At 72.7% G+C, this 19609-nt stretch carries 20 protein-coding genes; 8 read left to right on the plus strand and 12 right to left on the minus strand.

What is annotated here, in order from left to right:
- Positions 1–12: 12 nt before the first annotated feature.
- Both ACFW3L_RS14360 and ACFW3L_RS14365 read right to left on the minus strand, forming a co-directional pair.
- The gene (locus tag ACFW3L_RS14360; RefSeq protein ID WP_378740269.1) at positions 13–660 is read right to left on the minus strand and encodes a dioxygenase; all 648 of its coding nucleotides are present in this window, start codon (positions 658–660) and stop codon (positions 13–15) included.
- A gap of 129 nt (positions 661–789) precedes the next feature.
- On the minus strand, positions 790–1653 hold the full coding sequence (locus tag ACFW3L_RS14365) for a helix-turn-helix domain-containing protein (RefSeq protein ID WP_378740271.1): 864 nt from the start codon (positions 1651–1653) through the stop codon (positions 790–792).
- Positions 1654–1807: 154 nt separating this feature from the next.
- On the opposite strand from ACFW3L_RS14365, the gene ACFW3L_RS14370 reads away from it, so the two are divergent.
- Together ACFW3L_RS14370 and ACFW3L_RS14375 are read left to right on the plus strand one after the other, a co-directional pair.
- The gene (locus tag ACFW3L_RS14370) at positions 1808–2386 is read left to right on the plus strand and encodes a TetR/AcrR family transcriptional regulator (protein WP_378740273.1); all 579 of its coding nucleotides are present in this window, start codon (positions 1808–1810) and stop codon (positions 2384–2386) included.
- Positions 2383–3594 carry an FAD-dependent oxidoreductase gene (locus tag ACFW3L_RS14375; protein WP_378740275.1) on the plus strand — a complete coding sequence of 404 codons (1212 nt, stop codon included), beginning with the start codon at positions 2383–2385 and terminating at the stop codon, positions 3592–3594. Before ACFW3L_RS14370 ends, ACFW3L_RS14375 begins: the two co-directional genes overlap by 4 nt.
- Positions 3595–3834: 240 nt before the next feature.
- On the opposite strand, the gene ACFW3L_RS14380 is transcribed toward ACFW3L_RS14375, so the two are convergent.
- Both ACFW3L_RS14380 and ACFW3L_RS14385 read right to left on the minus strand, forming a co-directional pair.
- A complete protein-coding gene (locus ACFW3L_RS14380; protein WP_378740277.1) occupies positions 3835–4563 on the minus strand; it encodes a nucleotidyltransferase in 729 nt (242 codons plus the stop codon).
- 109 nt (positions 4564–4672) lie between these two features.
- Positions 4673–5413: a hypothetical protein gene (locus ACFW3L_RS14385; RefSeq protein WP_378740278.1), complete on the minus strand. Its 741-nt coding sequence runs from the start codon at positions 5411–5413 to the stop codon at positions 4673–4675.
- A 211-nt stretch (positions 5414–5624) separates the two neighbouring features.
- Between ACFW3L_RS14385 and ACFW3L_RS14390 the strand changes: the two genes are divergently transcribed.
- From ACFW3L_RS14390 to ACFW3L_RS14400, 3 genes are read left to right on the plus strand one after another with little or no spacing between them, the layout of a single operon-like run.
- Positions 5625–6452 (plus strand): alpha/beta hydrolase, encoded by an 828-nt coding sequence (locus tag ACFW3L_RS14390; protein WP_378740280.1) that lies wholly within the window; start codon positions 5625–5627, stop codon positions 6450–6452.
- Positions 6449–7444 carry an ATP-binding cassette domain-containing protein gene (locus tag ACFW3L_RS14395; RefSeq protein ID WP_378740282.1) on the plus strand — a complete coding sequence of 332 codons (996 nt, stop codon included), beginning with the start codon at positions 6449–6451 and terminating at the stop codon, positions 7442–7444. Before ACFW3L_RS14390 ends, ACFW3L_RS14395 begins: the two co-directional genes overlap by 4 nt.
- Positions 7441–8310: an ABC transporter permease gene (locus ACFW3L_RS14400; protein WP_378740284.1), complete on the plus strand. Its 870-nt coding sequence runs from the start codon at positions 7441–7443 to the stop codon at positions 8308–8310. The genes ACFW3L_RS14395 and ACFW3L_RS14400 overlap by 4 nt, the downstream gene beginning before the upstream one ends.
- A gap of 189 nt (positions 8311–8499) precedes the next feature.
- On the opposite strand, the gene ACFW3L_RS14405 is transcribed toward ACFW3L_RS14400, so the two are convergent.
- Positions 8500–9264, minus strand: a complete 765-nt coding sequence (locus ACFW3L_RS14405) for a TioE family transcriptional regulator (RefSeq protein ID WP_378740287.1) — start codon at positions 9262–9264, stop codon at positions 8500–8502.
- A gap of 58 nt (positions 9265–9322) precedes the next feature.
- Between ACFW3L_RS14405 and ACFW3L_RS14410 the strand changes: the two genes are divergently transcribed.
- The gene (locus tag ACFW3L_RS14410) at positions 9323–10558 is read left to right on the plus strand and encodes an erythromycin esterase family protein (RefSeq protein WP_378740289.1); all 1236 of its coding nucleotides are present in this window, start codon (positions 9323–9325) and stop codon (positions 10556–10558) included.
- Between the two features lie 70 nt (positions 10559–10628).
- On the opposite strand, the gene ACFW3L_RS14415 is transcribed toward ACFW3L_RS14410, so the two are convergent.
- Positions 10629–11375, minus strand: coding sequence for an SDR family oxidoreductase (locus tag ACFW3L_RS14415; RefSeq protein ID WP_378740292.1), 747 nt, complete (start codon positions 11373–11375; stop codon positions 10629–10631).
- Between the two features lie 237 nt (positions 11376–11612).
- Between ACFW3L_RS14415 and ACFW3L_RS14420 the strand changes: the two genes are divergently transcribed.
- Positions 11613–13001, plus strand: coding sequence for an FAD-binding oxidoreductase (locus ACFW3L_RS14420; protein ID WP_378740294.1), 1389 nt, complete (start codon positions 11613–11615; stop codon positions 12999–13001).
- A 75-nt stretch (positions 13002–13076) separates the two neighbouring features.
- Here the strand turns inward: ACFW3L_RS14420 and ACFW3L_RS14425 are convergent, their stop codons facing one another.
- From ACFW3L_RS14425 to ACFW3L_RS14450, 6 genes are all read right to left on the minus strand, one after another.
- The gene (locus tag ACFW3L_RS14425; protein ID WP_378740296.1) at positions 13077–13790 is read right to left on the minus strand and encodes a MerR family transcriptional regulator; all 714 of its coding nucleotides are present in this window, start codon (positions 13788–13790) and stop codon (positions 13077–13079) included.
- Positions 13791–13816: 26 nt separating this feature from the next.
- Positions 13817–14101 carry a hypothetical protein gene (locus tag ACFW3L_RS14430; protein WP_378740298.1) on the minus strand — a complete coding sequence of 95 codons (285 nt, stop codon included), beginning with the start codon at positions 14099–14101 and terminating at the stop codon, positions 13817–13819.
- 416 nt (positions 14102–14517) lie between these two features.
- On the minus strand, positions 14518–15282 hold the full coding sequence (gene madM, locus ACFW3L_RS14435; RefSeq protein ID WP_378740300.1) for a malonate transporter subunit MadM: 765 nt from the start codon (positions 15280–15282) through the stop codon (positions 14518–14520).
- Position 15283: 1 nt separating this feature from the next.
- A complete protein-coding gene (madL, locus tag ACFW3L_RS14440; protein ID WP_378740302.1) occupies positions 15284–15682 on the minus strand; it encodes a malonate transporter subunit MadL in 399 nt (132 codons plus the stop codon).
- Positions 15683–15750: 68 nt separating this feature from the next.
- Complete coding sequence (locus ACFW3L_RS14445; protein ID WP_378740304.1) at positions 15751–17271, minus strand: AMP-binding protein; 1521 nt, start codon at positions 17269–17271, stop codon at positions 15751–15753.
- A 41-nt stretch (positions 17272–17312) separates the two neighbouring features.
- Positions 17313–18665 (minus strand): malonyl-CoA decarboxylase domain-containing protein, encoded by a 1353-nt coding sequence (locus ACFW3L_RS14450; protein ID WP_378740306.1) that lies wholly within the window; start codon positions 18663–18665, stop codon positions 17313–17315.
- A gap of 120 nt (positions 18666–18785) precedes the next feature.
- Here ACFW3L_RS14450 and ACFW3L_RS14455 point away from each other — a divergent pair, with 120 nt between their 5' ends.
- The gene (locus tag ACFW3L_RS14455) at positions 18786–19463 is read left to right on the plus strand and encodes a GntR family transcriptional regulator (RefSeq protein WP_378740308.1); all 678 of its coding nucleotides are present in this window, start codon (positions 18786–18788) and stop codon (positions 19461–19463) included.
- Positions 19464–19609 lie beyond the last annotated feature (146 nt).

Genomic DNA, 19609 nt, shown 5'->3' on the forward strand with positions numbered 1-19609 from the left:
CCCCTCGGTGGCTCAGGCGGTGAAATCGAGGACGAAGTCGAACTCGGCGAGCTGCCCGGTGCCGTCGTTGGTGACGTTCATCAGTAGGCGGGGGTCGAAGAGCATGTCGGTGCCGTTGCGCGGTTCGCCGGGGAAGTAGAGCTGGGTGGTGAGCACCGGCTGGTCGGGGGCCTGGACCTTGACGTGCAGGTGGCGGGTGCGGCCCGGGTAGAGGCCCGGGATGATGGTGGTGAGCTGGAAGGCGCCCTGGGCGTCGGTGAACTGGTGTCCCCGGTAGTCGAAGCCGACGTTGTCGTAGCCTCCGGCGTTGTCGGCCTGCCAGAAGTCGACCAGGGCGCCGGGGACGGGGCGGCAGTCGCGGGAGAACACGTAGCCGGACACGGCCAGGGCGACTCCGGGGTGGCCGGGCACGACCAGGTCGGTGCGTCGCGGGGAGTTCGGTTTGAAGTAGGGGCCCTCCATCTGCGGGGGTGTGGGGTCGTCGCCGTCGTCGCACTGGGGGGTGGGTGCGAGGGTGCGGCCGTGTTCGGCGGCCTCGCGCGCGAGTGCGGGTACGGCGGTGGACAGCAGCGCGGCGGCGGGGGCCGCGACCAGGGCGGCCCTGAGCAGGCTCTTGCGGGTGGGTCCGTCCTGCTCGGGGTGGTCTTCGCTCTGGGGCATGGGGGTGCTCCTCGTGGGGGGAAGAGAGGGGGGAGGAGGGGTGTGGCCGTGCCTCCCTGCGGGTGAGCACGAGATTACGGTGCGTCCCGTGGGTGGGCGATGGACGGATCCCGGGGGACGTGGTGTTTCTCAGGAGGCGGTGGGGGAGCGGTCTCGGAACCGTCCGGGGGTGGTGCCGGTCTCGCGGCGAAAGAACCGGCAGAAGTAGGCGGGGTCGTGGAAGCCGACGGTGCGGGCGATGGCGGCCACGGTGAGGTCGGTGCCGACCAGGAGCCGCTGGACCTCCAGGGTGCGGGCTCCGCGCAGGAGTTCCCCGGGGGTGCGTCCGGTGGCGTCTTTGACCGCGTCGGCCAGGTGGCCGGGGGTCACTCCGAGGCGGGTGGCGGCCTGGGACACGGTCAACCCGGCGGTCGTGTCGGGGTGGTCGAGCAGGCGCAGGAAGCGTTCCCCGAGGGTGTCGGCGGAGGGGGCCACGGGGCGGGGGTCGCGATCGTAGGCGCGTGCGGTGCGGGTGAGCAGGATGTGCAGGTAGGCGCGCAGAATCGAGGCCATGCCGGGGCGGCGGGCGCGGAACTCGCTCAGCATCTCGTCGAGGAGGGCGCTGATCTGCGCCGCGGTCTCAGCTGTGGGCGTGTGCCAGGGGCGTTCGGTGGCCAGGCGGCGCAGGAGTTCGCGGTCCCGGGGGTGGTCCAGGAGGAAGGCGTCCTCCAGGAGCAGGACACGGCCCTGCACACCGTGGGCGCGGCCCCAGTGGTGGACCTGTCCGGCGGCGAGGATGCCGAGGTTGGGTGGGGTGATGGGCCATCGGTGCAGGTCGATGACGTGTTCTCCGGTGCCCGCGGTGACGTGGACGATCTCGTGGAAGGTGTGGCGGTGGGGGAAGGCCGCTCGGGACAGTGGGCCGATGGAGTCGAAGGTCCCGATGGCGAAGGGCAGGTGCTGCGGGGCGGGGACCTCCAGCCGGTGGAGTTCCAGGGGGGAGGCGTTGCGCATGGGCGCTCCCTACCCGGGCGGGGGGCCGCTACTCCGCTCCGGTGGGCCGGGGGTGTACACGGGCGTCGGGTGCGTGGCATCCTTGGATTTGGGCACTCGCCCAAGGCGTTCGTCCAAGGCGGATGCCCAAGTCACGCGATCCGCAGGAGCCGGGATGACCACGGAACGGGGCCGCCAGGTGCGGGAGCGCCTGCTCGGCGCGGCCAGCGAGCTGATCGCCGAGGTGGGCTGGGGCGCGGTGAGCACACGGATGCTGGCCGAGCGCGCCGGGGTCGGCCCGGGGCTGGTGCACTACCACTACCCTTCGTTGAACGCCCTGCTCAACGAGGCCGCCCTGGCCACGATGCGTGCCGTGGCCGAGCGGACCGCCGAGCAGCTGGAGGGGACCGACCCCGGCCCGGGGCTGGAGATGATGCTGGCGGCACTGGACGTCTACCCCGGTGACGACCCCGTCTCCGCCCTGTTCGTCGAGGCCTACCTCGCGGCCGGGCGTGACGATGATCTGCGCGACGGCATCACCGCGCTCCTGGAACGGTTTCGCGCCCCGCTCACCGACTGGCTGCGGGCGGGTGGGGTCGCCGACCCCGAGGCGACCGCCCGGGTTCTGGCCTCGGCTCTGGACGGGGTCATGCTGCACCGGACACTGGATCCGCGTCTGGGCGCCGAGACGGTGGGGCCGGTGCTGCGCCGTCTCCTGGTTCCCGCGCCCGTCGGCGCCGGGGAGGGGGAGTGAACGGCGTGCGGCGCGGGCGTGTGGTCATCGTGGGTGCCGGGATCGCCGGGCTGTCCCTGGCGCAGCGCCTGGACCAGCACGGATGGCGGGTGGTCGTGGTCGAGCGGGCGCCTGGCCCGCGACCACAGGGGTACATGATCGACTTCTTCGGTCCTGGCTACGACGCGGCCGAGCGGATGGGGTTGGGTCCACGCCTGCGCGAACTGGGCCACCACTTCACCGAGGCCTCCCTCGTGGACGAGCACGGCCGTGAGCGCGCCTCGATCAGCTTCGCTCGTTTCGCCGAGGCTCTGGGCGGGGAACTGGTCTCGATCATGCGCCCCGACCTGGAGCGGGCCCTGCGCGAGTCGTTGCCCGACCGGGTGGAGGTGCGCCACTCCACCTCCCCCGAGGCGGTCACCGACGACGGGCGGGTGGTGCGGGTGCGCCTGACCGGAGGCGAGGTGCTGGAAGCGGACCTGCTGGTCGGTGCCGACGGGGTCCACTCCACCGTGCGGCGGCTGGTCTTCGGTGAGGAGGAGGGGTACCTGCGTCACCTGGGCTTCCACACCGGCGCGTTCACCTTCGAGGACGCCCGTGTGCACGCGGCCACCCGTGGGAGCTTCCGGCTCACCGACAGTCTGGGGGCGCAGATGGGGTTGTACGCGTTGGAGGGGGACCGGGTGGCGGCCTTCACCGTGCACCGTAGCCGGGACACCCGGCTGCCCGGGGACCCACGGGAGGCGTTGCGCGCGGCGTGCTCGGGGCTGGGTTGGGTGGTTCCGCGTGCGCTGGAGCTGTGTCCGGAGCCCGAGCGGGTGTACTACGACCACGTCGCCCAGGTGGAGATGGAGCGGTGGAGCCGAGGGCGCACGGTGTTGGTGGGTGACGCGTGTCAGGCGGTGTCGTTGCTCGCGGGGCAGGGCGCCTCGATGGGGGTGGGCGGGTCCTTCGTGTTGGGGGAGGAGCTGGCCCGGGCGGGAAGCGTGGGTGAGGGGTTGGAGCGTTTCGAACGGCGTTGGCGTCCGGTCGTGGAGGAGCGCCAGCGGGTCGCCCGTCGGGGGACCTCCTGGTTCCTGCCGACCACTTCCGGGAGGTTGCGTCTGCGCAGGCTGTTCCTGCGGTGGTCCGCTCTGCCGGGCGTCGATCGGTGGGTGGCGACCTCTCTGTCGGGCAAACCCAGCCGGGTGGTGAAGGATCTGGGGCCCGTGGCCTCCCCGGGGAGCTGACCGGGGGTGCCCACTCCCCGCCGTGGCCGCTCGTCCTGCCGAGGTCCGATCCGCCGCCCGTACGCCGCCAGTAGGCGGCCCTGGAGGCGAGGAGCAGGACGAGCAGCGCCACGAGCACCCATAGGACCAGGAGTGGGGGCAGGGCGGTCGGGTCGCCCTGCCCCCCGACCGCGCCACGATGGCGGGCGGGTCCGGGGAGCCGGTAGGACCTGTGACGGCGACCGACCGCACGGGACGGTCTCAGGGAGCGGGGCGGGGTGCCTTGAGGCCGTGGGTGGCCGCGTACTCGCGGGCCAACCACGGGGCGAGGTCCTCGACGAGTGCGCACAGGTGGTCGCGGTCGCTGCCGGGGTTCCGGGCCGTGTGGGCCGCGGTGCGCATCGGCCCGTGGCGGTCGGGGTGGTAGTGGCCGAAGACGTCAGCCGCCAGGGTGAGGTCGCTGGTCCATCCACCCCAGGACGGCATGACCAGGGTGAACCCGGTGCGGATCAGTCGGCGGGCCACACGTCGGCTCAGGACGCGGAGGTCGTCGTCGGTGGCGGCCTCGGCCAGGCGGGCGCGCCAACGGGGCAGGGTCAGGTGCAGGTCTCCGTTGGTCTCGCGGGCCAGGAGGCTGGTGGGCCGGTACCGGGGTAGCCGCGCGCCCAGGTCGGGGCCGGCCAGAGGGGTGCACAGGCAGGCCACGAAGAATCCGGCGTCGTGCCGTTCGAGGGCGCTGGTCAGGTTGGCCACCCCGTCCAGGAGGATGCCGCCGCCGTCGACCTGCGGGAAAGCGGCGTCGATCTCCTCCTGGAGGGCGCGCGCCCGGTCGCGGTCGGTGGGATCGGGCGCGGTGTGCAGGGCCACCAGGGCGTCCAGGTCCGAGACACCGGGGACGGCGGTGCCCCGAGGGATGCTGCCGTACAGGTAGGCACTGTGCATCCGGGCGCCGAAGACCTCGTGGAGTCGGCCGCGCAGGGCCTCGACCACGGGGGTGAAGGCGGCGGTGACCCGGTCCGGGGAGCCTTCGCGGGCGATGGTGCCGTCGGGGTGGAGCCCCCGGACGGGGGGGAGGCGGTGTCACGGAGGCGGCTCCGGGTCAGGTCAGCGGGTGCCAGGCCCACACGTTGGGTTCGAGGTAGGTGCCCTGGTCGGCGGCGAGGTCGATGGTGACGGGGGCCAGGGCTCCCTCCACGATGTGGCGGCCGCTGCCGGGGAGGTCCATCCCGGCCCACTGGCGCCACTGGGCGACGGTGCCCTCCACGCGCATGGACGTCTCGCAGGGGTGGAGCAGGTGCGCGCCCAGGCGTTGGTGCGTGCGGAGCCAGGGGTCCGTGGACAGCCCGTCGGCCTCACGGGTCCAGCTGGCGTACTCGGCCATGGGGATCAGCGGGTAGCGGTGCTTGAGGGTGGGGCGCAGGGGCGCGGCCAGGGCGGTCAGTCCGTGTGCGGAGGCGTTGTCGCGCAGGGCCTGGGCCATGAGGGCGCTGACCCCGGCGCCCTGGTGGCGGGTGGAGACCGCGATGTACAGGGCCGAGGCGATGGTGGGTGCGCGTCCGGCGTCCCTGTCCGCGAAGGCCTGTTCGAGGGCCCAGGCGAAGCCCTCGTCGGGGAGTTCGTCGGGGGTGCCGTGCCAGGCCAGGGGGACGCTGTTGGCTCGGGCGACGACCTCGTCGCCGCGTACGAGGGCGATCTGGTACTTCGCGAAGTCGTGGGCCAGGCGGCCCCAGTACCGGTGCGCGGTGGTGTCCTGGAACATCACCTCGGGGCCGGGGTTGAGCTCGGGGCGTTCCATGACCTCGACGAGGTCGGGGCGCTGGGCCAGGGTCACGATCGGCATGGGTGCATCGTGGCAGGGCGCCGTGGGCGGGGCAAGCGGATTACGGCCGGTCAGGAGGGTGGGTCGGGAGCCCGGTAGTGCTGGCACCACTGAGGGAGGTGGGTGGGAGTGGACTCGCAAGAGGGTGTCAGCGTCATCGTGTCCGTCGTACCCGCGGTTCTAGCGTTGGGTGTGTCAGAGAGCCTGGCGTACGAGGAACTTCGGGAGAGCCATGATCGCGGCGGGCCCATCCACCATCCCGGCCCCGGAGCCGTTGCGGTACGAGCGCGCCCAGGGGTACGGGGTTCGTCTGTTGGCGTGCGACGGGACCGAGGACGGGCGGATCGTGGAGGAGCTGGGGGACGCGGCCACCGCGGACCACGTCGCGGTCCTGGTCCCGGGCAACGACAACTACCTCGGCAACTACTTCAACCAGAAACGGGCCACGCGGCCCCGCGCCAACGGGGAGACGCTCCTGCGCACGATGCGTGAGGTGGCCCCGGAGGAGCGTGTGGCGGTGGTGGTGTGGGTGGGGTACCGGACGCCGCGCGGGTTCGGGGAGGCGGTCTCGCGTCGCCCGGCGATCGAGGGGGCGCCGGACCTGGTGCGGTTGACCCGTTTCCTGCCCGGCTCGGCGCGGGTGACGCTGGTGGGGCACAGCTACGGCACGGTGGTGTGCGGTCTGGCCCTGGGGCGGGGACGGGTCAGTGACTGCGTGGCGCTGGGCAGCCCCGGCATGGGCACGCGCTCGCGCGAGGAGCTGGGGTTCACGGGGAACCTGTGGGCGGCGCGGGGTCCCAACGACTGGATCCGGTTCTTCCCTCGGGGACACGTGGGGGAGGCCGGGCACGGGCCCTCACCGACACGGCGCGGGTACGGGGCGCGCGTGTTCGAGACGGGGGACATCCCGGGGCACTGCTCGTACTACCGGTCCGGAAGCGAGTCGGTGCGCAACGTCGCGCGGATCGCGGTGGGCCGGTACGAGGAGGTCACGCCCGTGACGGTGCCGCGACCGCGTCGGCCGCGCGAGGTGCGGGTCGCGGAGGCGGTGGCCTCGTGAGCGGTGGACCGGTGATCCTGGCCGAGGGGGTGCGCAAGCTCTACCCGGGGGGCGGCGTGGCGCTGGACGGGGTGGACCTGGCGGTGGAGCCGGGCACCGTGCACGGGCTGCTGGGGCCGAACGGCGCGGGCAAGACGACGACGGTGCGGGTGTTGGCGACCCTCCTGGGGTTCGACGGGGGCCGGGCCCGGGTGGCGGGGGCCGACGTCGCCTCGCGGCCCCGGCTGGTGCGTTCGCGCATCGGGTTCGTGGGACAGTACGCGGCGGTGGACGAGATCCTCAGCGGGCGCCGCAACCTGGAGATGTTCGGGCGCCTCTACCACCTGGGGCGGCGGCGGTCGCGTGAGCGTGCCGTGGAGCTGCTGGAGCGGTTCGACCTCACCGGCGCGGCTGACCGTTCGGTGCGCACGTACTCGGGTGGGATGCGTCGGAGGTTGGACCTGGCGGCGGGGTTGGTGCTGGACCCCCGTGTGCTGTTCTTGGACGAGCCCACGACGGGGTTGGATCCGCGTAGCCGGGCCGAGGTGTGGCGGGCGGTGCGTGAGCTGGTCGCGGGGGGTACGACGGTGCTGTTGACCACCCAGTACCTGGAGGAGGCCGACCGTCTGGCGGACCGGGTGTCGGTGCTGGACCGGGGTCGGGTGATCGCCGAGGGCGGCCCGGAGGAACTGAAGTCGCGGGTGGGCGGTGGCCGGGTGGAGGTCGTGGTGGCCGACGCCGGGGAGCTGCCGGTGGCGGCGGAGGTGCTGGGCCGGATGGCCGGTGCGCCGCCGGAGGTGGATCGGGACGCGTTGCGGGTGAGCGCACCGGTGTGTGGAGGCGGAGCGGGGTTGACCAAGGTGGTGCGGGCTCTGGACGAGGCCGGGTTGGACGTGGAGGACATCGCGTTGCGGCGGCCGACTCTGGACGACGTGTTCCTGGGGCTGACCGGGCGGCACGGTACGGACGTCGGGGACACGGAGGGGCGCGGAGCCCTGGGGGAGCGGTCATGACCGTGACGGGGCGGGGCGCGGAGCCGCTTCCGGTGGAGGGTGAGCCCCGTGGGCCGCGTGCCTGGGCGGGGCGTGCGGGGTGGGCGGTGGCCGACGCGACCGTCGTGGCCCGCCGCTACCTGGCCCACCTGGTGTACAAGCCCGACGAGCTGGTCGGGACGCTGATGATTCCGGTGCTGGCGGTGCTGCTGTTCGGATTCGTGTTCGGTGAGGCGATGGGCGCCGCCATGGGGGTGGGCGGTGAGGACTACCGCGAGTTCCTGATGCCGGGGCTGTTCGCGTTGACGATGGCGTTCGGGATCGGGAACACGACGATCGCGGTGGTCACGGACGTGGGCCGGGGTGTGGTGGACCGGTTCCGGACGTTGCCGATGGCGCCCTCGGCGTTGCTGGTCGGGCGGAGCATGGCCGACGTGGTCTCGGCCCTGGTGGACCTCGTGGTCCTCGTGGGGATGGGGTTGCTGGTCGGGTGGCGGTGGCATGAGGGTCCGGGGTCGGCGTTGGCCGCCCTGGGGTTGTTGTTGCTGCTGAGGTTGGCGTTCACGTGGATCGGGATCTACCTGGGGTTGCTGGTGCGCGGTCCCGAGGCGGCGATGAAGCTCTTCTCGCTGGTGTTCCCGCTGGCGATGGTGGCCGAGACGTTCGTGCCCACGGAGGTGATTCCGGCGTGGTTGGCTCCGGTGGCGGAGTGGAACCCGCTGTCGGCGACGGTGCTGGCGTGCCGTGAGTTGTTCGGGAACACCACGGTGGTGGGTGAGTCGTGGGTGGCGCAGAACGCGTTGCTGATGGCGGTGGTGTGGCCGCTGGTGTTGCTGGCGGTGTTCGTTCCGTTGGCGACGCGACGCTACCGGAAGCTGGGCCGCTGAGCCCTCTTCGGTCGGGGGCGCGTGCGGGGGCACGCGTCCCGGTGGTTCGTGGTGGGGCCGCGCTCTCGGCGGGGAGCAGGAGTCCGGGGAGAGGGCGGTGTGGAGCCCGGGTGCGTGTGGTGTCGGTCCACGGAGCCGTGCGACGGGGGACGGTCCGGGTTCGAGGGACCGGTGGCACGCGAGTGGGCGTCACGTGTGTGTGGACAGGTGGTCCTCCAGCTGGGCGGCCCCGGCCAGGAGCGCGCGCCCTCGCGCGTCGAGGCGCCGGTGCCAGCCGTCCAGGGTCTCCTCCAGGGGTTGGAGGCCTCCGGCCGCGCGCACCTGGTCGATGAGGGGGGCGATCCGTCCCAGCGGGTGGCCGCCGCGCCGGAGCTGGTGGACCAGTCGGGCGTCGCGTACGGCGGCGTCGTCGTAGACCCGGTAGCCGGTCCGGGGGTCGCGGCCGGGGCGGACCAGTCCGGCCCGCTCCCATTTGCGCAGGGTGGCCGGTCGGACGCCGAGGCGGTCCGCGAGCGGCCCGATGAAGGTGGCCCGGGACGCGTCGTCCGTGGGGGTGAGACCGGAAAGCACCGGGGTGGGGCGCTGCGGGGGCGCCGCACGGTGGGTCTCCAGGTCGCGCAGTGCGTTCCGGACGGCGGTCAGGGTGCCGCGGTCCTCGAGGAGTTGGGCGTGGCTCAGGTCGATCTGGTGCAGGGCCTCCTCGATCGCTCCGTTGTTGACCGCCCGCATGATGGCCGCGGCCCGCCGGTGGCCGTGGCCGGGGAGCAGGGCCAGGAACGCGCGCAGGGCTGAGGCGTGCGGTGGGGTGTAGGTCCGGTAGCCGTGGGGGGAGCGTTCGGCGGGCGGGAGGATGCCCTCGGCCTCGTAGTTCCGGATCGCCTGGGTGGACAGGCCGTGCCGTCGGGCGAGGTCGATCGGCCTCAGACGCACACCGCTTTGAAGCTTTTCCGCCATGTTCGCGATGCTAGCTGATCAAAGTCTCCACCGAGGGTTCAGCGATACCGTCGAAGGTATGGCTACGAAGACGAAGGACACTGTCCGCGCGTTCGGGGCGGCCTCGGTCATGGGACTGCTCTCCGAGCGGCCGCGCGTGCTCGCCTTGGGTGAGCCGACCCATGACGACGGCTCGCTGCTGTGGGCGCGCAACGACCTGTTCCGTGAACTCGTGGAGGAGGAGGGGTTCCGGACCGTCGCGGTGGAGAGCGACTGTCTTCGGGGGTTGCTCGTGGACGAGTACGTCACCTCGGGCCACGGAACGCTCGACGAGGTGATGGAACGGGGGTTCAGCCACGGTTTCGGCGCCTACACCGCCAACCGTGAACTGGTGCGGTGGCTGCGTGCCCACAACGAGGGGCGCCCCGTCGGGGAGCGTGTGCGGTTCGCCGGGTTCGACGGTCCGTTGGAGATCTCCGGCGCGGAGAGCCCTCGGCAGTCCCTGAGCGCCCTGTACGACTACCTCGCGGAACAGGTCGAGGCGGACCTGCTGCCCTGCTCGGCCGGGACCCTCGATCGGCTGCTCGGGGCGGACGGGCCGTGGGCCGACCCGGAGACGATGATGGACCCGGGGCGGTCGGTGGGGCGGACGTCGGAGGCGGGTGCGCTGCGGTTGGTCGCGGACGACCTCGTGGCGTTGTTGGGCGCGCAGGCCCCGTACCTGGTGGCGGCGACCTCGCGCGCGGAACTGGAACGGGCCGAGCTGTACGGGCGCACGGCCGTGGGGTTGTTGCGCTACCACCACTGGCTGGCCGACACCTCGCCCGCACGCGTCAACCGACTGTTGGGGGTGCGGGACCAGATGATGGCGCACAATCTCCTGGCTCTGGCCGACCGGGGGCCGGTGCTGGTGCACGCGCACAACTCCCACCTGCAACGGGAGAGAAGCTCGATGCGGATGTGGCAGGGGTTGATGGAGTGGTGGAGCGCGGGCGCGCTGGTGGCGGGGCGGCTGGGGCGCGGGTACGCGTTCCTGCCCACCGCGTTGGGCACGCTGCGGCACCACGGGGTGGAGGATCCGTCCCGGGGAAGTGTGGAGGGCGAGTTGTACGCGCTGGGTGCGGAGCGGTGCGTGGTGGACGCCCCCGGGTTGGCGCGGGTGCTGGGCGAGGGTGGTGCCGAGCCCCGGGTGTCGCCGTGGTTCGGGTACGCCGCGTTGGATCCGGCGCACCTGGCGGGCGCCGACGGTCTGGTGTTCGTCCGGGAGGTCGTCCCCTCGGTGGGGGCGGGTGGCGGGGAGCACTCCGGAGCGTAGGGGCGTCACGGAGCCTGGGCAGGTGCGGGCCCGTGCCGGGACCGCGCAGCAGGGACCGGTGTGTGTCCGCTCAGGCGTGGGCGGCCATGTACTCGGTGAAGGTGGTGCGCCCCACGGCGTGTTCCGGGGCCAGGTGGGCTCCGGCGCGGTAGGCGGCGAAGGTCGCTCCGGGCAGGCGCAGCGGCAGCAGGCGGCGCTCGGTTCCGGTGGCGTCCAGGTAGGTACGGGCCAGGTCGTGGAAGGACTCCACCCGGGGTCCGCCCAGGTCGGGGACGCGTCCGGCCGGTTCCTCCTGGGCCAGGCGGGCCAGGCGCAGGGCGACTTCGGCGGGGTCGACGGGCTGGACGTCGACGTCGGGGTAGGGCATCACGGGCATGCGGGCGGCATGGGCGCAGACCGCGGCGACGAGCTGGTGGAACTGGGTGGCCCGCAGGACGGTCACGCCCAGGCCGGAGGCGAGCAGGGCCTCCTCGACGGTGTGCTTGGTCCGGTAGTAGCCCAGGGGCACCTGGTCGCAGCCCACGATGGAGACGTAGACGAGGTGGGTGACGCCGTTGGCCCTGGCGGCGCGCAGGAGGTGGGTGGCGGCCGGGATGTCGCCGCCGGTGGGGGCGCTGGCGCAGTGCACCACGGTGTCGACGCCGTTCAGGGCGGCGTCGAGTCCGTCCCCGGTGCGCAGGTCGACGGCGTGGGCGTTCGGGTCCTGGGGGTCGGGGTGGCGGCTGAGGGTGTGGATGCGGTGGTCGGTCTCGCGCAGTCGTTCCACCAGGGGTGCGCCGAGGGTTCCGGTGGCGCCGGTGACCAGGATCGTGCTCATGTGCCCACCTCCGCGGCCGTTGGTGGTGTGACTGGGGTGCCGGAGGTCCAAGCTAACACCGCACGGGTCCGTTTTTGGGGAGGTTTGATGGGATTTCGTGGTGCTTTGCCGAGGCGTGGGGTGAGGGAACGTCCCTGTTCATCCTGGTACGCGAGTGACTCCTGGGGTGGGGCATCCGGTTAGAGTGCTGGGCAGCGTCGGCGCAGTGAGCGCCGCCACACAGGTGAAGGAGGGTCCATGCCGGGGGTCGTCGAGGAGCTGGTGGCCGCGATCGGGACCGAACAGGTGGTCACCGATCCCGCCGTGATGGAGGGCTACTCGCATGACGAGGCCGAGTGGGCACCCTACGGGGCACCGGCGGCGGTGGTCCGGCCCCGGGACACCGGCGACGTCGCGGCGGTGGTGCGCGTCTGCGCGCGAAGCGGGGTCGCGGTGGTCGGGCGCGGTGCCGGAACCGGGTTGTCGGGTGCGGCCAACTCCGGTCGGGGGTGGGTGGTGGTCTCCTTCGAGCGCATGAACCGGGTGCTGGAGGTGGACACCGTCCAGCAGACGGCCACGGTCCAGCCCGGTGTGGTCAACGACGACCTGCGGGCGCGGGTCGCCCAGGACGGACTGTGGTATCCGCCGGACCCGGCCTCGGCGCCGTGGTCGACGATCGGCGGGAACGTGGCCACCAACGCCGGCGGGCTCTGCTGCGTGAAGTACGGGGTCACCCGCGACTACGTGCTGGGCATGGAGGCCGTGGTCGGGACCGGTGAGGTGGTGCGGCTGGGCAGGACCACCGCCAAGGGGGTGACCGGGTACGACCTGGCCGGACTCATGGTGGGATCGGAGGGGACGCTGGGCCTGGTCACCGAGGTGACGCTGCGTCTGGTGCCGCTGCGCCGGGGCGTGGAGCACACGGTGGTGGGCTACTTCGACTCGCTGACCGACGCCGGGCGGGCGGTGGCGGCGGTGTCCGCCGCGGGGATCGTGCCCTCGGCGCTGGAGCTCATCGACCGGTTCTGCCTCCAGGCCGTGGACGAGTGGAAGAACATGGGGCTGTCCGCCGAGGGCGAGGTGCTGCTGCTGGCCCGCAGCGACCTGCCCGGGGCCTCCGGGCAGGAGGAGGCCGACCGCATCCTGGAGTGCTTCGAGCAGGAGAAGGCGGTCTACGCGGTGCGCTCCACCGACGAGGAGGAGGCCGAGGCGCTCTTCCAGGCGCGACGGCTGGCCTACCCGGCGCTGGAGCGGCTGGGGCCGTTGCTGACCGAGGACGTGTGCGTGCCCAAGGCCCGGGTGCCGCACATGCTGGAGGCGATCGAGGCTGCCGGGGAGCGGTTCGACACCAGGATCGGCAACATCGCGCACGCCGGCGACGGGAACCTGCATCCCCTGTTCATCGTCCCGGCCGGTGACGAGGAGGCCAAGCGGCGGGCCAAGCAGGCGTTCGAGGTGATCGTGGACGAGGCCCTCGCTGTGGGCGGGACCGTCACCGGCGAGCACGGGGTGGGTCTGCTGAAGATGCGCGGCGCCGCGGACGAGCTGGGCCCGCACGTGCTGGCGATGCACCGGGCGGTCAAGGGGGCGCTGGACCCCGAGGGGATCTTCAACCCGGGCAAGGTCTTCGCCCCGGAGGAGGCCTGAGGCACGGGGGAGGATCCCGGGTCGGGTGCGGGCCGTCCCGGGCGGCCCGCACCCGTGTGGGATCGGGGTCGCGGTTCACACGGTGCGGGCGTAGTCGTCCAGGAGGGCGGCGGCGGTGAGCATGGCCCGTGACCGCTGGGTGAGTTCGTCCGCCCGCTGGTCCAGGGCGGTGTGCAGGGCCCGGCTGTGTCCGCTGCGGCGGAGTTCGCGGATGACCGGTGGGATGTCCGTGAGCGGGTAGCGGACCTGGCGCAGCAGGTGCACCATCCGGGCCTCGCGGACGTCGGCGGGGGAGTACAGGCGGTACCCGGTGGGGTGCTCGCGCCGGGGGGAGAGCAGCCCGGCGTCCTCCCACACGCGCAGGGTCGAGGTGCGTACGCCCAGGTGGGCGGCGAGTTCACCGATACGCACGTCGCCGTCGGGAGCGGCGGGCGCGTCGGGGGCGTGTTCGGCGACCGCCGCCAGGGCCCGGCCGGTGGCGTGCAGGGCCGTGCGTTGTTCGTGCAGGGTGTGGTGGGCGGCGTCGATCAGCGCCAGCGCCGTGGGGAGGTCGTGTTCGTGCACGGCGGCCATGACGGCGCGTGCGGTGGCGCCGCCGAACCCCGCGCTCAGGGCGCGGAAGGTGAGCAGGGCCCGGCGGTGCAGGTCGGTGAGGATCCGGTAGCCGGAGGCGGTGCGGCCGGTCGGGGGGAGGACGCCCTCGTCGGCGTGGTTGCGCACCTGCTGCGTGGAGATTCCGGCGGCCCGCGCCAGGTCGATGGGGCGGAGGCGGTCGGTGGGCGCGTCCAAGGTGGGTTCCTCCCGGCTGTGGGTGATCAGGATAGGGCGCGGCCCCCGGTGCGGCGGGGGAGGCGGGCCTGTCTGCCCCCATTTGATCGGAGCCTCGGCTGCGGGGCGGACCACAGTACGGCCATGGGGTGCGTGCGCCGCCACAGCAGGGTGGCCGAGAGCAGGAGGCAGGCGGTCAGGACCACTGCGGCCGGGACGGGGGAGTCGGGTGGGACCGTGCGGGCCAGGGCGGCCCCCATGGCGGCGCTGATCCCGACGGCCGCCACATCCGGCAGGGTGTGCCGGTCGGGGGTGGGCAGGCCGAGTCGCATGGGGTCAGCCTAGGACGGGAGCCGTGGTGAGGGTGCTCTGCGGCTGGTTGTCACGACGAAGGTCGGGGGTCGGGTGCGTCCTTCGAGGGGCTTCGGCCAGGGGGTCTCCTGAGGGGGAGCTGACCGCCGACGTCACACTCGATTGAAGAGGTCCAGAACGGGGGCGCCACCACCGTCCTCACCCTGGAGGACACCCGTACCTCGAGGACGGGGCGGTGGCCGTGCCGGTGACAGCGGCCCGGCGGTCCAGTGAGCGGGTGGTCGTCAGGTGGTCGCGTTCGGGCCGGGCCAGCCGTCCCGTGCGGGTGACCGGGTCGGAGCCCGACCACACTCGGCTCGGGCGGCGGTAGGCGCCGACGGCTGGAGCGGATGCGCGGCTGACCCGGCCTTCCCGGAGGCCGCGCACCCGACCCGCCTCACCCGCCGACGAGGGCCCTGAGCACCACGTACAGCAGCGACGGTCCGAGCAGGCAGCCCAGGCCCGTGTAGAAGGTGGCGGTCATGGCGCCGTAGGGCACCAGGCGCTTGTCCGTGGCCGCCAGCCCGCCCGCCACACCGGAGGTGGTGCCCATCAGGCCTCCGTAGGCCATCGCGGACTTGGGGTTGTTCAGTCCGATCAGCGGGGCGATCAGCGGCGTCCCCACCATCACCACCACGGACTTGACGAGCCCGGCGGCCACGGACAGCGCGATCACCTCCGAGCTCGCGCCCACCGCGGTCCCGGTCACCGGACCGACGATGTAGGTGGCCGCGCCGGCGCCGATGGTCGCCATCGACGCGGCGTCCGTGTAGCCGAAGGCGGCCGCGATCGCCGCCCCGACGGCGAACGAGACCAGCACTCCCAGCACGATCGACAGCACGCCGACCATTCCGGCGCGTCTGATCTCCCGCAGGTCCACGCCGTAGGCGGTGGAGACGATCGCGAAGTCCCTCAGCATCGCGCCGCCCATGAGGCCCAGTCCGGAGAAGACCGCGATGTCAGCCAGTCCGTGCTCGCCGCCGGTTGCCCATCCACCCCAGTACGCCAGAGCCAGGCCGAGGACGATGGCGATGGCCGAGCCGTGCAGCCAGCCGCGGGTGAGCTTCTTGGACAGCCACCCGGAGACCGCCATCAGCCCGCCGACCACCACGAAGGCCACGAGCAGGTCATTGCTCTCGAAGACGCCGATGATCCGGTCCATCTCAGACCTCCCGTCCTTCCTCGACCAGCGGCGGCAGCGGTTCCGCTGGTTCGCCGATCCGCGACAGGAGGGGGACCAGGACGGCCCCCGCGACGATCGCTCCCAGGCCCGCGGTGATCGCCATCGGACCACCCGCTATCGCCTTGACCACGTTCTGGGTGGAGGCCATGGCGATGACGACCGGGATGTACATCGCGCTCCAGAAGAGCACGCCCTGCTCGGTGGCCTCGGGGAGTTTCCCGTTCCTGCGCAGCCGGTCGGAGACGAGCACCAGCATGATCATGGCGAAGCCGACGCCGCCGACATTGGCGTCGACGCCGACCGCGGCACCGAGGAGTTCGCCCACGAGCGCACCCGTGAGCAGGCACACCGCCAGGGCCGCGACTCCGTAGAGGACCATCGATTCTCTCCTTGCTTCGGGGGGGTGGGTCGGCGGGAGCGCCGGGGGGTGACCGGAGCTGCCGGGTGTCAGGCGACCGTGCCGGTGAACAGGTCCGCGTAGCGCTCGCGCAGTTCGGCCTTCTGCACCTTCCCCATGACGTTGCGGGGCAGTGCCGCGAGGACGCGCACCGCGCGCGGTCGCTTGAACCGGGCGAGGTCTGCGGCGATGGACTCCAGCAGCTCCCCGGCCTGGAGCTCCTCCCCCGGCCGGGGAACGACGACGGCCGCCACAGCCTCCCCCAGGTCCGGGTGGGGGACGCCGATCACGGCGGACTCCAACACCCCCGGGTGCGCGTCGATGAGCTCCTCGAGCTCCTTGGGGTAGATGTTGTAGCCGCCGGAGATCACGAGGTCCTTGTCCCGGCCGACGATGCACAGGTGGCCGTCCTCGTCGACGCGGCCCAGGTCGCCGGTGACGAAGAAGCCGTCCGCGCGGAACTCGGCGGCGGTCCTCTCCGGCATCCGCCAGTAACCGGAGAAGACGTTGGGGCCGCGGACCTCGATGATGCCGACCTCTCCGTCGGGGAGCTCCCGTCCCGTCTCCCGGTCCGCCACCCGGATCTCGACGCCGGGGAGTGGCCGTCCAACCGTGCCGGGCTTACGCGGCCCCTCATAGGGGTTGGTGGTGTTCATCCCGGTCTCGGTCATCCCGTAGCGCTCGAGGATGGCGTGGCCGGTGCGGGCCCGGAAGTCCTCGGCGTCGCTCGCGAGCAGCGGGGCCGAGCCGGAGACGAACAGCCGCATCGGGGCGCAGGACTCGGGGGTGAGCCGGTCGCTCTTCAGCAGGCGGGTGTAGAAGGTGGGGACGCCCATGAGTACGGTGGCGCGCGGCAGCAGGTCGATGACCGCGTCGGTGTCGAACCCGGACAGGTAGTGCATGGACGCGCCCGCCGCCAGCGTCATGTTGACCGCGACGAAGAGCCCGTGAACGTGGAAGATCGGCAGGGCGTGGATCAGCCGGTCCTCGGAGGTGTACCGCCAGGCCTGGAGCAGCGTCTCGCAGTTGGAGGCGAGGTTGCCGTGGGTGAGCACGGCCCCCTTGGACCGTCCGGTGGTGCCGGAGGTGTACAGGATGGCCGCCGGGTCCTCGGCCGAGGCGTCGTGGTCCCCGTCGTGGTGGCCGCCCCCCTCCAGGAGGGTGCCGTCGCCGGAGGTGCCCAGGGTCTCGACGACGAGCCCTTCGGCTTCGCGACCGGCGTGCTCGGCTCGGCGGCCGGGGGAGCAGACGAGCACACGGGGCCGGGCGTCGCCGAGGAAGTACGTCATCTCCGCGTCGGTGTAGGCGGTGTTGAGCGGGAGGAAGACCCCGCCGACGCGCAGGGTCGCCAGGTACAGCGCGACGGCCTCGGGGGACTTCTCCACCTGCATCGCGACCCGGTCGCCGGGGGTGACGCCGTCGGCGAGGAGGCGGGCGGCGATCCGCCGCACGGTCTCCTCGGTCTCCCCGTAGGTGATGTTCCCGCCGCCGGGCAGCGCGAACAGGGTCCGGTCCGGCCGCCGCCGCGCCTGCTCGGCGAAGGATCGGTGAATGTCCGTGAATGGCGCCATCGGTGGTGTTCCTCTTTCTCGTTCGGTGCGGTGGAGGTGTCTCACGTGTCGGAGCCCGGGGCGTCCGGCAGTGCGTCCCGCAGCGGGCCGTCGAGCGCCACGGTGCGGCGGCGGACGAAGTCCTCGTGGCGGCGTTCGAGCTTCTCCGGCTCATAGCGGTAGTTGACCATCGCGCCGTAGGACTGCCGCCAGGCCTGAGCCGAGGTGTTCGCCGGCCAGTTGAGCCTCCACGCGGCGGCTCCGTTGCCCAGGTGGAAGCGGGCGACCGAGTCGAGGGGCCGCCCGTCGCCGCGCTTCTCGGTCGCGATGTACCGGGCCAGGACGGGCAGGAGGCGAGAACGGATCCGCGCGGTGTCCGCGGGGCCGAGGTCGGCCGGTCCGTCCGCGGCTCCCAGGTCCCGGGCGAGCTCCCGCAGGTCGGCCTCGCTTCCGGCCCGCTCCTCGAGCCAACGCCGGAACCCCGGGATCGGTGACAGGGTGACGAAGTGCGCCAGGTGCGGCAACCGGTCGCGCACCTGCTCGATGACCTGCTTGATGAGGAGGCTGCCGAAGGAGATCCCGGTCAGGCCGTCCAGCGCGTTGTTGATCGAGTAGAGCGCCGCTGTGTCGGCCTCCCCCGGGTCCAGGGCGGGGCCGGGCTCCAGCAGGGGGGTGATGTCGCCCGGCGTCCCACGCACCAGGGCGACCTCCACGAAGATCAGCGGCACGTCGCCGGTGGCCGGGTGGAAGAAGGCGTGGACGCGGCGGTCCGCGGGCTCCAGTCGGCGGCGGAGATCGGCGCGGTCCGCCATCGGGTGGACCCTCTCGTAACGCAGCAGGTGGTCGTGCAACCGCCGGGGCGAGTCCGGGGTGACCTCCGCCAGGCGGAGGAAACCGCGGTTGAACCAGGAGGCGAGCAGGTGGTGGAGGTCGTGGTCCAGGGGCCGCAGCTCCGGACGGCGGCGCATCAGTCGGCGCAGGTCCGCGCGCATCCCGACCAGGGCGAGCGTGGCGTCGGGCGCGTGGTTCATCCGGCGGAGCAGTCGCTGGCGCGCCGGCTCGACCGCGTCGAAGAGCCCGACCAGTTCCTCCTCGCCCCCGGACCCGCTGTTCCTGGCCTCGTCCCAGCGGTGGAAGGCGGTGCGGACCCGGTCGGGGTCGACGCCGTGGTCCTTGATGACGTGGGTGAAGAAGGCCGTCCTGCCGGAGTCGTCGAGCTCGCCGTAGGCGGCCAGGGCCCGCGCCGCGACCGCGCGGACGGAGGCCTCGCCCACGTCGCCCATGAGGACCTCGCAGGCGGTGATCAGGCGGTCCAGGGCAGGCGTCCCCGACGTGCCGGCCGTCTGGGGGCCACCGCCGTGCCCCTCTTTCGCCGGTCGGACCGGACCGGTCTCGCGCGCTTCGTCGGGCCGCATCTCCGCTCCTTCAGTAACATACATCACAGGGGGTGATATATATAACAGGGAACGTAGGGCAGGGAACAGGGGAGCGCAACCCCCCGCGGCCGGTCGGCTAATCTGGGCACGGAGGTGTCGATGGCTCGGGTTCCGGAATCCCACCGCGTACGGGACGCGCTGGAGAACGCCGTCGTCGAGGGCCGGTACCGGCCGGGTGAGCGCCTGGACCCGGCGCGGCTCGAGCGCGAGTTCGGGTGCTCGCGCACACCGATCCGGGAGGCGCTCCAGGCCCTGGAGCGCTCCGGGCTGGTGCAGATCCGCCCCAAGCAGGGCACGTACGTCACCGAGCTCGGCGTCTCCGAACTGGCCGAGCGCTTCGAGGTCATGGCCGAACTCGAGGGGATGGCGGCACGCCTCTGCGCACGCCGCATCGAACGGGAGTCGATGGGCCGGCTCGAGCACACCCTGCGCGCGTGCGAGCGGCAAGCGACGGCGGGGGACGCCGACGGGTACTACTACGCCAACGCCGATTTCCACGGCGTCGTCTACGAGGCGTGCGGCAACGAATACCTGCGACAGCAGGCCCAGGCGCTCAAACGGGTCCTACAGCCGTACCGGCGGCTCCAGCTTCGGGTACCGGACCGTATGCGGCGCTCCCTGGCCGAGCACCGCGCGATCGCCGACGCCATCGTGGCCGGGGACGCCGAGGCCGCGGAGAACGCCGCCCGCGACCACGTGCTCGTGCAGGTCAAGGAGTTCAGCCAGCTCGTACGGACCTGGCGGCACCTCACCGATTCGGCGCGCGGAGTCGGGTGAGGACCGGGCGGACGACCGACCCGATCTGGAGGGCTCGACCCCGGCTGCTGGGTCGGGGCGGGTGTTCGATGGCGGCGAGTACGGTCATTCCACACGAGCCCGCCCGCCTGAACGGGTTCGACGTTCCGGGGAGGCCGTGAGGGCGT

Origin of the sequence: Nocardiopsis sp. NPDC058789, from assembly GCF_042745575.1 — a bacterium.
GTDB lineage: Bacteria > Actinomycetota > Actinomycetes > Streptosporangiales > Streptosporangiaceae > Nocardiopsis > Nocardiopsis eucommiae.

Coding starts and splice junctions, on each gene's coding strand:
- ACFW3L_RS14360 (WP_378740269.1), bottom strand. CDS start 660: ATGCCCCAGAGCGAAGACCACCCCGAGCAGGACGGACCCACCCGCAAG.
- ACFW3L_RS14365 (WP_378740271.1), bottom strand. CDS start 1,653: ATGCGCAACGCCTCCCCCCTGGAACTCCACCGGCTGGAGGTCCCCGCC.
- ACFW3L_RS14370 (WP_378740273.1), top strand. CDS start 1,808: ATGACCACGGAACGGGGCCGCCAGGTGCGGGAGCGCCTGCTCGGCGCG.
- ACFW3L_RS14385 (WP_378740278.1), bottom strand. CDS start 5,413: ATGCCGATCGTGACCCTGGCCCAGCGCCCCGACCTCGTCGAGGTCATG.
- ACFW3L_RS14390 (WP_378740280.1), top strand. CDS start 5,625: ATGATCGCGGCGGGCCCATCCACCATCCCGGCCCCGGAGCCGTTGCGG.
- ACFW3L_RS14400 (WP_378740284.1), top strand. CDS start 7,441: ATGACCGTGACGGGGCGGGGCGCGGAGCCGCTTCCGGTGGAGGGTGAG.
- ACFW3L_RS14405 (WP_378740287.1), bottom strand. CDS start 9,264: ATGGCGGAAAAGCTTCAAAGCGGTGTGCGTCTGAGGCCGATCGACCTC.
- ACFW3L_RS14410 (WP_378740289.1), top strand. CDS start 9,323: ATGGCTACGAAGACGAAGGACACTGTCCGCGCGTTCGGGGCGGCCTCG.
- ACFW3L_RS14415 (WP_378740292.1), bottom strand. CDS start 11,375: ATGAGCACGATCCTGGTCACCGGCGCCACCGGAACCCTCGGCGCACCC.
- ACFW3L_RS14420 (WP_378740294.1), top strand. CDS start 11,613: ATGCCGGGGGTCGTCGAGGAGCTGGTGGCCGCGATCGGGACCGAACAG.
- ACFW3L_RS14430 (WP_378740298.1), bottom strand. CDS start 14,101: ATGCGACTCGGCCTGCCCACCCCCGACCGGCACACCCTGCCGGATGTG.
- madM (WP_378740300.1), bottom strand. CDS start 15,282: ATGGACCGGATCATCGGCGTCTTCGAGAGCAATGACCTGCTCGTGGCC.
- madL (WP_378740302.1), bottom strand. CDS start 15,682: ATGGTCCTCTACGGAGTCGCGGCCCTGGCGGTGTGCCTGCTCACGGGT.
- ACFW3L_RS14445 (WP_378740304.1), bottom strand. CDS start 17,271: ATGGCGCCATTCACGGACATTCACCGATCCTTCGCCGAGCAGGCGCGG.
- ACFW3L_RS14450 (WP_378740306.1), bottom strand. CDS start 18,665: ATGCGGCCCGACGAAGCGCGCGAGACCGGTCCGGTCCGACCGGCGAAA.
- ACFW3L_RS14455 (WP_378740308.1), top strand. CDS start 18,786: ATGGCTCGGGTTCCGGAATCCCACCGCGTACGGGACGCGCTGGAGAAC.